The organism is Pantoea sp. CTOTU46764, assembly GCF_031974595.1.
GTDB lineage: Bacteria > Pseudomonadota > Gammaproteobacteria > Enterobacterales > Enterobacteriaceae > Pantoea > Pantoea trifolii.
The window spans coordinates 23,293-35,320 of sequence record NZ_DALYOQ010000017.1 but is presented as its reverse complement, the minus strand read 5'-3'; the positions used below and the strand labels follow the sequence as shown (position 1 = coordinate 35,320).

The 12,028-nt window shown below is 54.9% G+C and carries 11 protein-coding genes and 1 pseudogene; 4 read left to right on the top strand and 8 right to left on the bottom strand.

Annotated elements, in window-relative coordinates:
• The 3 genes from RTM06_RS08640 to apbE form a co-directional block, all read right to left on the bottom strand.
• Nucleotides 1-1,227: multidrug ABC transporter permease/ATP-binding protein (locus tag RTM06_RS08640; RefSeq protein WP_312181440.1), on the bottom strand; the 1,227-nt coding region annotated here is incomplete at its 3' end.
• A 185-nt stretch (nucleotides 1,228-1,412) separates the two neighbouring features.
• Nucleotides 1,413-2,054, bottom strand: a complete 642-nt coding sequence (gene alkB, locus RTM06_RS08635) for a DNA oxidative demethylase AlkB (RefSeq protein ID WP_312181438.1) — start codon at nucleotides 2,052-2,054, stop codon at nucleotides 1,413-1,415.
• An 11-nt stretch (nucleotides 2,055-2,065) separates the two neighbouring features.
• Entirely contained in the window at nucleotides 2,066-3,103 is a 1,038-nt protein-coding gene (gene apbE / locus RTM06_RS08630; protein ID WP_312181436.1) for an FAD:protein FMN transferase ApbE, read from the bottom strand.
• Nucleotides 3,104-3,505: 402 nt separating this feature from the next.
• Here apbE and RTM06_RS08625 point away from each other — a divergent pair, with 402 nt between their 5' ends.
• Nucleotides 3,506-3,664, top strand: a complete 159-nt coding sequence (locus RTM06_RS08625; RefSeq protein ID WP_312181434.1) for a hypothetical protein — start codon at nucleotides 3,506-3,508, stop codon at nucleotides 3,662-3,664.
• Between the two features lie 3 nt (nucleotides 3,665-3,667).
• Here RTM06_RS08625 and RTM06_RS08620 read toward each other — a convergent pair whose 3' ends face one another.
• Nucleotides 3,668-4,123 carry a nuclear transport factor 2 family protein gene (locus RTM06_RS08620; RefSeq protein WP_312181432.1) on the bottom strand — a complete coding sequence of 152 codons (456 nt, stop codon included), beginning with the start codon at nucleotides 4,121-4,123 and terminating at the stop codon, nucleotides 3,668-3,670.
• 94 nt (nucleotides 4,124-4,217) lie between these two features.
• On the opposite strand from RTM06_RS08620, the gene RTM06_RS08615 reads away from it, so the two are divergent.
• On the top strand, nucleotides 4,218-4,781 hold the full coding sequence (locus RTM06_RS08615) for a TetR/AcrR family transcriptional regulator (RefSeq protein WP_312181430.1): 564 nt from the start codon (nucleotides 4,218-4,220) through the stop codon (nucleotides 4,779-4,781).
• 24 nt (nucleotides 4,782-4,805) lie between these two features.
• Here RTM06_RS08615 and ompC read toward each other — a convergent pair whose 3' ends face one another.
• The 4 genes from ompC to RTM06_RS08595 all read right to left on the bottom strand — a co-directional run bounded on the left by ompC (nucleotide 4,806) and on the right by RTM06_RS08595 (nucleotide 11,352).
• Nucleotides 4,806-5,915, bottom strand: coding sequence for a porin OmpC (gene ompC / locus RTM06_RS08610; RefSeq protein ID WP_312181428.1), 1,110 nt, complete (start codon nucleotides 5,913-5,915; stop codon nucleotides 4,806-4,808).
• A gap of 599 nt (nucleotides 5,916-6,514) precedes the next feature.
• The gene (locus tag RTM06_RS08605; RefSeq protein WP_312181426.1) at nucleotides 6,515-7,684 is read right to left on the bottom strand and encodes an HlyD family efflux transporter periplasmic adaptor subunit; all 1,170 of its coding nucleotides are present in this window, start codon (nucleotides 7,682-7,684) and stop codon (nucleotides 6,515-6,517) included.
• On the bottom strand, nucleotides 7,681-9,819 hold the full coding sequence (locus RTM06_RS08600; RefSeq protein ID WP_312181424.1) for a type I secretion system permease/ATPase: 2,139 nt from the start codon (nucleotides 9,817-9,819) through the stop codon (nucleotides 7,681-7,683). Before RTM06_RS08600 ends, RTM06_RS08605 begins: the two co-directional genes overlap by 4 nt.
• Nucleotides 9,820-9,891: 72 nt before the next feature.
• Nucleotides 9,892-11,352 carry an Ig-like domain-containing protein gene (locus tag RTM06_RS08595; protein WP_312181422.1) on the bottom strand — a complete coding sequence of 487 codons (1,461 nt, stop codon included), beginning with the start codon at nucleotides 11,350-11,352 and terminating at the stop codon, nucleotides 9,892-9,894.
• A 219-nt stretch (nucleotides 11,353-11,571) separates the two neighbouring features.
• Here RTM06_RS08595 and RTM06_RS08590 point away from each other — a divergent pair, with 219 nt between their 5' ends.
• Both RTM06_RS08590 and RTM06_RS08585 read left to right on the top strand, forming a co-directional pair.
• Complete coding sequence (locus RTM06_RS08590) at nucleotides 11,572-11,916, top strand: hypothetical protein (RefSeq protein ID WP_256696957.1); 345 nt, start codon at nucleotides 11,572-11,574, stop codon at nucleotides 11,914-11,916.
• A pseudogene (locus tag RTM06_RS08585) lies at nucleotides 11,913-12,028 on the top strand (MFS transporter); the annotation flags it as partial. The gene RTM06_RS08590 and the pseudogene RTM06_RS08585, both read left to right, overlap by 4 nt.

Below are 12,028 nucleotides of genomic sequence, written 5' to 3'. Positions count from 1 at the left end.
AAACAGATGCACGTCGGTAAACACCGCTGAGAAATGTTTGCGATAGGCGTCGAGGTTTTGCCAGTCAACCACCTTGCCATCCAACAGTAAACTGCCCGATTGCGGTTGATAAAGGCCAGTGAGCAGCATTGCCAGCGTCGATTTTCCGCTGCCGTTGCCGCCAATCAGGAACACCAGTTCGCCGCGACGCAGCGTCAGATTGATCGGCCCAACCTGGAATCCGTGCTCGCCATAGTGGAAGCAGACATCGCGCAGCTCCAGCGTTTGCCATTCGCTGACATTTGGCAGCGCCTTGAAGGTTTCTTCATACGGCGCCAGTTCGAAGGTGTTGAGTTTGCGGAAGGCAACCTGTGCACTAAGCAGCGTCGGCAAAGCACCCACCGCCGCCAGCAGCGGCGTGCGCAGGAACAGCAGCGTCAGCGAATAGGTTGCCGCCACCGCCGTGTTAGCCCAGCCCAATCCGTTCGCCATAAAGAACACGATGCCAATCGCGCCCAACATCATGATATTCGACCAGTTTACCGCGCTGAGATGGAAGGTATCGGCGCGCACAATATGGTGGCGATAGGTTTTGGCATTTTCCTGATAAACGCTGTCGTAAATCAGCTGCGCACGTTCGCGGTTGAGCTGCAGCTCTTTACGTCCTTCAATAATGGTCTGGAAATCGCGATACAGATCATCTTCGGTTTCACGCAGCTTTGCCATGTGCTGATAAACCCGTGACACCAGCAACCAGCCGCCAACCAGCGTTACCACCAGCCACAGGCAGGTAATCAGCAGCATTTTGGGCGAGAGCCAGGCAAGATAAAGCGCCGAACCGAGCGTAATAATGATGCCCTGAATCAGCTCGGGTAAACGCACGAAGGCGATGGTGATGGCGCGCACATCGCTGGTCAGGCCGGCCAGCAGTTGGGCATTGCCGATCTGCTCGATGCGCTCCACGCGCGTATCAAGAATCCGCTTAATGAATTCGCCGCGCAGCCGCCAGACAAAGTGGTGGCCCAGCATGGTCAACGCCAGCTGGGAGCCGAGCGTCACTGCCATCAACAGGAACAGCTGGCCAAGGAAACTCGGCAGCACTGAAATCGAAGTATTCACCGCGACGATCAGCTCATTATTGATATAGGCAATCAGGCCAATACCTAGCACGGCGCTTAACAACGTGAGAAGAATGACGCCAATAAAAGGCCAGCGGTACTGGCGAAAAACGACTTGCAGCAATGCCATCAAAGGGTTCCAGCGGTAAATAAAGCAGCCTGCAGTTTAATGTCGCCTTGGCTGATAGCAAGAATAATTCTCATCTCATAGTTGCCTGAATGAATCAATCGCCATGAATGGCGACCCTACGGATATATGGCGGGGTTTCGTAGGGTGCGCATTCATGCGCACCTGCATATAAACGCAGAAAGTGCCTAAAGAGCCCGGCGGAAAGTGAGGTTGTAGCGAAACGCGCCCGCCTGCGGATGAATGCCGGGTTTGAGCGGCAAAATGCCGTGATAACGCAGGCGCGATGGGCCGCCCCAAACCACAATATCGCCATGTTCCAGCAGCACACGCTGGGTGGCATCGCCGCGTTCGAAACCACCGAACTGGAACACTGCAGGCAATCCTAATGAAACCGACACAATCGGCTGGCGCAGATCCTTCTCATCTTTATCCTGATGCAGCGTCAGTTTTGCGCCGGGTTCGTAGCGGTTAATCAGGCAGGCATCAGGATTGAAACCGGCAAAACCCGCTTCGCGTGCGGTGTGCTGCGCCAGTTCGCGGAACAGCGCGGGCATAGGCGGCCAATGGTGTCCGCTGTTACTGTCCTGCTCGGTATATTGATAGCCGCGTGAATCTGTGGACCAGCCAAAATCGCCGCAGTTGGTCATCGCCACCGACATGCGATGGCCGCCGGGCGTGATGCGATGGGCAAAGGGATTTTTTGCAGCGATGTCGTGAATCGCCCCCAGCAGCGCATCAGCCTGATCGCGGGCACGACGTCGCAGAATCACCGCGCCATCCGCCAGCGGTTCCTGCCACGGCGCTTCGTCACTAAATAAATCCAGCATGTGCGCCTCCTTTATTGAGATGCCTGATCGATGAGGAAGGTTTTAAACTGCGGCGACATCCAGTGAGTAAAGCCGTCGCCCTGCTTGCTGATCAAATAAACCGCCAGATGCTCTTTTAACGCCAACGCTTTAGCGCGTTCGCTGCCGAGCACCATCAAACCGGTATCCCAGCCATCCGCCTCCAGCGCAGTGGTAGCAATCACCGTCGCTGAAACCAGCTTGTGCTCAATCGGCCTTCCCGTGGTGGGATCGATGACGTGCGAAATGCGTTTGCCGTCCAGTTCATAATAGTTGCGATAGCTGCCGGAAGTGCTGATGCCATGCCCTTGCAGATCAACGCGCGCTTCCACCGCGTTTTCGCGATCGGTGGGTTTCTGGATCGCCACGCGCCACGGCTGCTGATTGGCATTAGCGCCACGGCTCAATACCGCGCCACCCACCGAAACCAGATAATTGGTGATGCCTTGCTGCTCCATCAGGCGCGCCAGATGATCGGTGGCATAACCTTCGCCCATGGTGGAGAGATCGACATACAAGCCAGGCAAATCTTTCTGCAGCCATTGGCCGTCAACGCCCTGAATGACGCGCAGATGCTGCAAACCGGTCAGCGCTTTAGCAGCTGCGATTTCCGCCTCGCTGGGCGTGTGCGCTGGCTGCTTCGTCGGGCCAAAACCCCACAGATTAACCAGCGGGCCGACGGTAATATCCATCGCACCCGATGTTTTATGCCCGACTCGCAGCGCTTCAGTGACGATGTCCGCCATGTCAGCGCTTACCGGCTGCGGTGCATTGCCTTGATACTGATTAAAGTGCGACAGCACCGAATCGCTTTTCCACGTCGAGAGTTCGCCGTCATCGCGATCAAGCTGTTGCTGGATCAGCTGTTGCAACGCCGCTTTACGCTGCGGATCAACGCCGGCGACGCTGACGCGCCACACGGTGCCCATGGTTTTGCCTTCCAGCACCAGCGCGGGTTGGCTGCTGTTTTTTTCGCAACCGCTGAGTCCTAATGCCAGTAGGCTAATTAGCAGAATGTTCTGAAAACGCATCAATTCCTCATCTGTAACGCATTACTACAGCCAATTACAAAGCATAACTCGCTTGTAAAGCAGTCTAAAGCTGCTTGATGTTCGATAAACGCTGACACAGGATAAGCGCTTCCTGCAACGTTATGCCTACAGGAGCATCAGATGGTTTATATGATTGTCGCAATTACCGCCGCGCTATTTATTTATAGCAGCTTCAAATGTTGGCAGACTTACCGCCATCGCCTGATTCAGCACTATCCTGCACGCCGACGTTAAATTATTGCACCAGAAAATCACCCTTCTGCACCGCTTCAGCGCTGGCGCAGTGTAGCAAAGTCGCTGCAAGGCGCGTGGCGCTGAGAGCGGTGCGCTGGCATGAATGCTGCATTGTTGAAGATGAGTTGAACTTCAGCGAGGTGCAGAATGGAAAATACTAAAACACAAAACAGTAAATGGCAGCACTGGCTTAGCTTCTCCGCCTTCACGCTGGCGGGTGTCGCGATGGAAGGTAGCCTGAGCGCCATCACCAACCCGCCGCCGCAACCGGCGCCCAAAGCCAAAAAATGGCGCGGTATCCAGTAATCTTTACAGTCCCAACTCACTCAGGCCCGGATGATCGTCCGGGCGCGTGCCGGCTGGCCAGTGGAACAGACGCTGAGCTGCGCTGATCGGCAGATCGTTGATGCAGGCGAATCGCTGAATCATCAAACCATCGGCACCAAAGTACCAGTTCTCATTGCCATAGCTGCGAAACCAGTTACCGCTGTCATCATGCCATTCATAGGCAAAGCGCACCGCCAGCTTATCTTTATGCCACGCCCATAACTCTTTGATCAGTCGATAATCCAACTCTTTGACCCACTTGCGCTGCAGGAAGGTCACGACTTCTGCGCGCCCATTAACGAACTCACTGCGATTGCGCCAGCGCGTGTCTTCGCTGTACACCAGCGAAACACGCTGCGCATCGCAGCTGTTCCAGGCATCTTCCGCTATGCGGACTTTCTGTAACGCGGTTTGTTGATTGAACGGTGGCACCAGCATGTTAATTCTCCTGATTATGTAGACAGATCTGTCTACTTGATTCATCCTGCCGTATGTAGACAATTCTGTCTACATGCACACAAGGAATTTTTTTATGCTTGAACCTCTGATCTTTGATGCCAGCGCATCCGCGCGCGATCGTATCTTGCTGTGCGCGCAGCAGTTGTTTTACCAACAGGGCATTCGTGCCACCGGCGTAGATAAGGTAATTGCAGAGGCCGGCGTGACCAAAGTGACTTTCTATCGTCACTTTCCGGCGAAGAATGCGTTGGTGCTGGCGTTTTTACAGCAGCGCCATCAGCGCTGGATGCTGGCGTTTTGCAGTGCGTTGAATCAGCATGCGGCGTTGATCGATGCCTTGCCCGCGGCGTTACTGAGCTGGTTCAGGGATGACGATTATCGCGGCTGTGCGTTTATCAATACCGCTGCGGAACTGGGCAGCACGTTACCGGAAGCCAGCAACATTATTCGTCAGCACAAACGTGAGATGGCGCAGGCGATAAGCGACAAGTTGATGCCTAAGCAGCAGGTAAAAACGGCGCAGATTGTGTTGCTGGTTGAGGGCGCGATTGTGCAGGTACAGATTGGCGAGGATGCGGAACAGGTGGTCGAGGTGCTGCGTGCCGCGCTGGTTGCGCTGCTGAAAACGGGAGCGTGACCGGCAAGTCACGCTCCATCACCCTTAGAACTGGTAAACCAAGCCCAGCGCTACGACGTCATCGGTATTGATACCGGCTGCGTCGGTGAAGTTGTTGTCGTCCAGCAGGTTGATCTGGTAATCAACATAGGTCGACATGTTTTTGTTGAAGTAGTAAGTTGCGCCTACATCAATGTATTTCTTCAGGTTCTGGCTGCCGTAACCCTCGATGTCAGTCCCGCGAGAAGAGACGAACGCCAGAGATGGACGCAGGCCAAAGTCGAACTGGTACTGTGCCACCAATTCCCAGTTATCTGCTTTGTTAGCGTAACCGTAAGCGCTGCCGTCGCTTGAACCAAAGCGAGTGGCGTTGTACGAACGGCTGTACATCGCGGCCAGGTAAACGTTGTTAGCGTCATACTTCAGCGCACCGCTGTAAGCTTCGGCTTTGTCGCCATGGCCCAGAATGCCCGAAGTGGTGCTGTTCTGGTTGTTGGTACGGTCAGACTGGAACATCGCTGCACCGATACCGAAACCTGAACCCAAGTCATAAGTGGTGCTCAGACCGTAGCCGTCTCCGTTCTCGCCCAGCACATCACGGCCAGAAGAGGATTCGGTCGGGTTATCGTTTTTGCCTTGATACTGGACCGCGAAGTTCCAGCCATCGACTAAACCGAAGAAGTTGGTATTACGATAGGTTGCGAGGCCGTTGCTGCGCTGGAAAAGGAAGTTGTCCGCGCCGTAGGTATCGCCACCGAACTCTGGCAGAACGTCAGTCCATGCGCCGAGATCGTACATCACGCCGTAGTTACGGCCGTAATCAAATGAACCTGCATCACCAAATTTCAGACCGGCAAAACCAACACGCGTAAAGCTGTTAGCGGTGCCCTGTTCCTCTGATGTATTCAGGGCAGCCTGGTATTCCCACTGGCCGTAACCGGTCAGCTGATCGGTCACCTGAGTTTCACCTTTGAAGCCAAAACGCAGGTAAGACTGGTCACCGTCTGAGCCAGAGTTATCAGAGAAATAATGCAGACCATCCACTTTGCCGTAGAGGTCTAATTTGTTGCCATCTTTGTTGTAAATTTCAGCTGCGCTTGCTGATCCTGCAACCAGCAATGCAGGAATCATCAGGGAGAGAACGCGACGTTTCATTTTATTACCCTCTTTTAATGTGCCTTTATTTTTTGCCACTGCGAGCTGAACGATTAAAAAATCAGCCGGCAAGCCATTGTTATTTTATGTTGGGCAATAATCTATCACGAAAATGCTACTAAATTTCCAAAACTGTTTCATTCTATTAAATAGTTATTTCAGGATGTAAATATCGGGGAGCTAATAACCAGCACAGATAGGTAAAAAATATAGCACTTTTTGACAACATATAATTTAATCGTTTAAAAACATAAAATTACATGAGTTACAATTCCGCACTGAATGACAAAACTCTAACCTATCCAGAGCATACAATTATCCCCGCTATCATCATTTATTTCATTATTACCTTCATTCACCCCGAATGATTTGATTTACCCTAATTTCCCGCCGGGCTAGATTGCCCGGCATTTTTTTGCCCGAAATTCAGATATCGCCCTATATTGCGTAAAGTTAATTACGCGGGTTAAATTAACCTCAATAACTGCCGCGCATTATTTGTCTCTTTTCGCACATTTTGTTCAATTCATAGCTTTAAATCGGCAATGTTAATTTCGGGGCGTAACAAAGATCGCTGCAATAATAGCCGGTGCATATTGTTAACGCTCACGCAGTGATTCCCTGGCTTTATTCAGCGGCTTAAGCAAATAATCCATCACGGTTTTCTGACCGGTTTTAATCTCAACATTCGCCACCATGCCGGGCATGATGGCGAATTTGCGTCCGCTTTTATTGCTCAGCTCGGCTTTTTGCGTGCACACATAGACGCGATAGTAAAATTCGTCGTGCCGCACGTCGTCCTGCAACGTATCGGGCGAGACGGTTTCGACTTCACCGCGCAGATCGCCATAGATGGAAGCGTCGTAAGCGGTGATCTTCACTACCGCAGGCAAACCTGGACGAATATAGCCGATATCGCGCGGATTGATGCGCGTCTCAATCAGTAGCTGATCCTCCAGCGGCACAATCTCCATCAGCTTGCCACCCGGCTCCAGCACGCCGCCCACGGTGGTGACGCGTACATCTTTCACAATGCCGCGCACCGGCGAAGTCAGCGTGGTGCGCGTCAGCAGATCCTGTTTGCCCGCCGCCACCTGCAATTGCGCATCTAGCTCACCGTTGTTCTTCACCTGCTCTTCGTGAGCGCGCACATAATAATCGTTGCGTGCTTCGTCGATTTTGCCGCGCAGATCGCTCACCTGACGACGCAGACGAATCACGTCCACCTTGCCCGCCGCGCCGCGCAGCATCAGCGGTTCCGTCACGTTGAGTTCTGCCTGCACTAGCGCGAGGGATTGCTGCAAATTGCCGATGGTCTCGATAAAGTTCTGCCGCCGTGCCTGATAGAGCTGCGTTTCACGCGCCACCAGCTCGGGATGTTGCAGGATATCGGCACTGAATTTCAGCGGCGTGTCGCTGAGCTCGGCCTGTAAACGTTCAGAGGAGGCGCGCAGCGTGCGCACCCGCGCAATCGCTTCACCAAAGTTGGTTTGAAAGCGCGTGGGATCGAGCGTTGCCAGTACCTCGCCGCGCTGCACGATAATGCCTTCGTGCACATTGAGCTGTTTGACGATGCCGCCATCAAGGCTATCAATGATCTGCGCGCGGCTGGAAGGCGTGACTTTGCCGATGCCCACCGTCACTTCATCCAGCACCGCAAAGTACGCCCATAGCAGAAACAGCAGCAGCGCTACCACGCACAGCCAGATGATGGCCGAGGTGCGACGTTCACGCCGCGCCAGATCTTTATCCAACAGCACCACGCTCATGCCGCATCTCCTTTTTTACTGGCGGCATGACGCAGAATCTCGTCGCGCGCGCCATCAGCCACAATACGGCCGTTATCCATCACGATAATGCGATCAACCATGCATAGCAGCGCGGGACGATGCGTGACCAGCACCAGCGTGCGCCCGGTTACCCATTGCGCCAGCTGACGAATCACCTGCGCTTCCAGCTGTTCATCCATCGCCGCCGTCGGTTCATCCAGCAAAACCACCTGCGGCTGGCGCAGAATCAGCCGGCTGAGCAGCACCATTTGCCGCTGGCCGCCGGACAAGCCGCGTCCGCCTTCATGAATAATGCGATCGAGGCTGGCAGCGTCCTGCTGCACCAGCGCAAGCGCGCCGCTGATGCGCAACGCCTGTAGCATCTCCTGCTCGCTGGCGTGCGGATTGCCGAGCAGCAGGTTCTGGCGCAGCGTGCCGAAAAACAGCCGTGCATCCTGCGACAGCCAGCCAAGCTGACGCCGCAGATCGACCGGATCGATGCAGGTGAGATCGACGCCGTCCACCAGCACTTTGCCCTGACTGGCGCGCGCCTGACCGGCCAGCATCTTCAGCAGCGTCGATTTACCCGCGCCGACTTTACCGAGGATCGCCACACGTTCGCCGGGCGTGATCTGCAGCTGCGGAATGTTGAGCACGCTATTTCCGCTCTCCTCTTCGTAGTGGTAATGCACGTTTTGCAGTTGATAGCTGCCGGTCAGCACCGGACAGTGCGCCAGCGTGGCGTGATCGGGTTGGTCGAGCGGCTTTTTCAGCAGCTCATCCAGCCCTTTCATTGCCGATTTAGCATGCTGCCAGCGCGAGAACACCATGGTGAGCTGCATCAGCGGCGCGATGGTGCGTGACGAGAGCAAGCTGCACGCCACTAGCGTGCCGGTGGTGATCTGATTGTCGAGCACCAGATAGACACCGACCACCAACATGCCGGCATAGGTGAGCTGCTGCACGCTGGCGGACCAACCGGTGAGGCGCGCGCCCCACAAACGTTGCTGATTGCTGATGGCCGCGCTGACTTCGTGCGTTTGCTCCCATTGCCGCTGAAAATAGGGTTCCGCTTGCAGCGCTTTGATGTCTTCGACACCTTCAAGGGTTTCCACCAGCACCGCCTGGCGCAGCGCGCTTTCACGCAACCCTTCCTGCGCCAGCCGCGCCATTGGGATCTGCACCAGCAAACCGGGAATGACAATCAGCGGAATCGCCAGTAACGGAATCAGCACCAGCCAGCCGCCAATCGACGCCATGATCAGCAGAAACAGCAGCACAAACGGCAGGTCGGCGGCGGCATTCACCGTGGTGGAAGTCAGCAATTCACGTACCTGATCAATTTCACGCAGTTGGGCAATAAAGGAGCCGGTGGAACGCGGACGCACCTCGTTGCGGATAGTCATCGCCCGCGCGAACAGCATGGCGGATATTTTCAGGTCGATGCGTTTGCCCATCAGATCGGAAACCTGGGTGCGCATCAGGCGAATCAGATACTCGATCGCCGCCGCCAGCACCACACCGGCAAACAGCACCCACAACGTCGGCTGCGACTGCGCCGGAATCACCCGATCGTACACCTGCATGGAAAACAAAATGCCCGCCAGCGCCAGCACGTTACCGACCAGCGAGGCCAGGCAGATCTCCGCGATGCGCCGCTTCATGCCACGAAAGTTATGCCAGAACCAGTGCGGCTGATACGGCTGCACAAACTCGTCGATGCGCGCATCGCGCGCCCGTGCCGCCACGCCAATCACGCCAACCTGCATGTCAGCCTGCAGTAACAAATCCTGCAGCTGACCTGCGCGCACCACATCGCCACTTTCGCTCAGCCAGTAACGCACGCCACCGTTGCGATCCACCTCTTCTATCAACGCCACGCTGCCGTTTTCCAGCAGCAGCAATACCGGCACAATTTCCTGCCGCCAGCGCAGTTTGCTATGCGGCACCAGCATGAAATGCAGGCCTAACAGCCCGGCTAAACGTTCTAGTTGTTGCGTGGGTGCCAGATGTTGAAACCAGCGCATCTGCTGACGCAGCGTGCTGGCGTCTGCGGGTTTACCGAAGCGTGCCGCCACGCGCAGCATCGCCGCGATGCCGCTGTCGCTGTCGCTGTTGAAGGCTTGTACAGTCATCCCTGTTGTCCCGTGAGAAATGATAGTGGGCTGGCAACCGCTAGCCGAGGTCGCTAGCGGCTGGTGTGCGGATTACGCCAGGCTCTGAACCGGATGTTGCTGCAGATGATCGGCGAGGGTGTAGCTGCTATCGCTGGCGTTGTAGTGGTTTTCCGTGGCGCGCGCATCGCTGTGCGGAGCGGGGGCGCTGTCGCCTGACGGCTGATTCAGCGTAACGGTCGGCACCTGATGCGTGGCGACGGTGAACAGGTTCTCGATGATCTGTGTATCGTGATTGCCGTACTCATCCCAGCGCGTGGCCAGCGGCGACACTTCACCATCCGGCAGTGCCTGCAGATCGTCGGCGCTGATGGTCACCATGCCATTGACCGGCGTGTAGTTTTTACCGTTGAGCGTCAACTCCTTTACGCCTTCGAGATAGAAACTGAGATCGTGCTGTGCTTCCTGCTGACTCAGCGTGGTATCGCCGCCAATATCAATTTCGTAATAGATGTCTGGCAGTTTGGTGACCACGTTGAGTTCCAGCAATGCGTCGGTGCTGTTGCCGGCGCCATCCTGCGCATATACACGCACTTCGCCCAGTGAAATGAAACTCGCCACGTCACTGGCCGGAATCGTTGCCTGCCAGTGACCATCGCTGCCAATCTGAGCGTGATAGACCGCATCACCGCTGCACAGCAACAGTTGCTGGCCCGGCACCACTACTGAGAGATCGCCGCTAAAGGTGAGATCGTTTTGGCTCTCTTCTTTATTGATCACGTTGTCTGCAGTGACCTGATCGAAACTGATGTGCGGCAAACTGCTGACGTGGGTAATTAAGGTGACATCCTGCTGATAAGCGGTGGTTTTGCCGTTGGAATCGGTGGCGCTGACTTTCAGGCTATAAACGCCATCCTGTAATGCCTGAAGATCTTGTGAGGGAATGGCGGCGGTCCATTCGCCTTTGTCGTTAACGCCGCCGATATATTTTTGACCGGCTAAGATCACCGTAATGTGGCTGTTCGCCGGCATATGCGTGACGCTGCCGTGTACTTCTACGCCGTAAATCCCTTCTGCCACGTTAACCGCGTTATCCCCGCTGATTGGATCCACCGTCAGCGTGGGCTTGATGGTTTTATCCACGTAAACCCCGAAGCCCACCTGCGTATCGGTGCTGTTGCCGGCTTTGTCGGTGATGGTTAGCGTCAGCGAATAGGCGCCGTCGGCTAGTCCGTTGAGCACCGAAGGCGGCATTGAGGCATTCCAGTAACCCCATTTATTCACCGTGCTGTGCCAGCTTTCACCGTTAAAGTTCAGCGTCACGGTGGCGCCGGGTTCGGATTCGGCGCGACCACGCAGGTGAATGTTCCTGCCGGATTCCCACGCGGCGATCACCCCATCCATCGCAATGGGTTCATACGGACGTAGCGGCGCGGGCGGCGTGGTATCCACGCTGCGCGTGTGCAGAGTTGAAGCGTCGTCTGCCACCGGATAAAGACTGACCGCAGATTGCAGAATCGCCGCTAATTGTTGTTCTGATTGATGTAAAGACATGGGTAACCTCGTTACAGGGAATCTATTGCAGCGGCCATTAAGCTTATTAATGATTTAAGCGTACCGGTGCGCCATACAGGCCGTTAATAAACGGTCCGCTTCACCTGATGAAAACGGGTTACCAGCAGGTAACAAGGATTAAAATAAGACACAGCAAAACTCTCCCACTCGGGAGAAATAATCTCGATCTCGCTATATTCCGCATCGGGAGCCGATGGGATGACTAACATATCGGTTTTAGGTGGTCGCTGCCTATTGGCGAAAATCCGGAAATGCATGCTTTGCGACAGCGCCAAAAAATTGACGTGTAAGCCGCGTCTGGCGCGGAATCTTTCATCAGTATACTGCATCATTCAGCAGAAAAAATTTTACTTAAGTCACTCCAGTTATGGTTGGCACATGCCAGGAAAGTTCTGGAAAAGCGCAGCGACGCGTGAAAAATCGGTAATATGCCTGTTTCTGGCGTTTAATCGCTGCCATCCGAATTGTCTGATGCGCGGTGTGACGCCCGCTTTGATGCTAAACTTCGTCGCTTCAACCGCTAATGAAAAATACTCTTTATGACAGCACTGGACGCCGCGCCGCACAATAAATTGCATCACCGTGTCAACCTTGGGACACGCATCGTTTTCCTCATCGCCGGATTGGGCATGTCCGCATGGGCACCGCTGGTGCC

Coding starts and splice junctions, on each gene's coding strand:
- alkB (WP_312181438.1), bottom strand. CDS start 2,054: ATGCTGGATTTATTTAGTGACGAAGCGCCGTGGCAGGAACCGCTGGCG.
- apbE (WP_312181436.1), bottom strand. CDS start 3,103: ATGCGTTTTCAGAACATTCTGCTAATTAGCCTACTGGCATTAGGACTC.
- RTM06_RS08625 (WP_312181434.1), top strand. CDS start 3,506: ATGGAAAATACTAAAACACAAAACAGTAAATGGCAGCACTGGCTTAGC.
- RTM06_RS08620 (WP_312181432.1), bottom strand. CDS start 4,123: ATGCTGGTGCCACCGTTCAATCAACAAACCGCGTTACAGAAAGTCCGC.
- RTM06_RS08615 (WP_312181430.1), top strand. CDS start 4,218: ATGCTTGAACCTCTGATCTTTGATGCCAGCGCATCCGCGCGCGATCGT.
- ompC (WP_312181428.1), bottom strand. CDS start 5,915: ATGAAACGTCGCGTTCTCTCCCTGATGATTCCTGCATTGCTGGTTGCA.
- RTM06_RS08605 (WP_312181426.1), bottom strand. CDS start 7,684: ATGAGCGTGGTGCTGTTGGATAAAGATCTGGCGCGGCGTGAACGTCGC.
- RTM06_RS08600 (WP_312181424.1), bottom strand. CDS start 9,819: ATGACTGTACAAGCCTTCAACAGCGACAGCGACAGCGGCATCGCGGCG.
- RTM06_RS08595 (WP_312181422.1), bottom strand. CDS start 11,352: ATGTCTTTACATCAATCAGAACAACAATTAGCGGCGATTCTGCAATCT.
- RTM06_RS08590 (WP_256696957.1), top strand. CDS start 11,572: ATGACTAACATATCGGTTTTAGGTGGTCGCTGCCTATTGGCGAAAATC.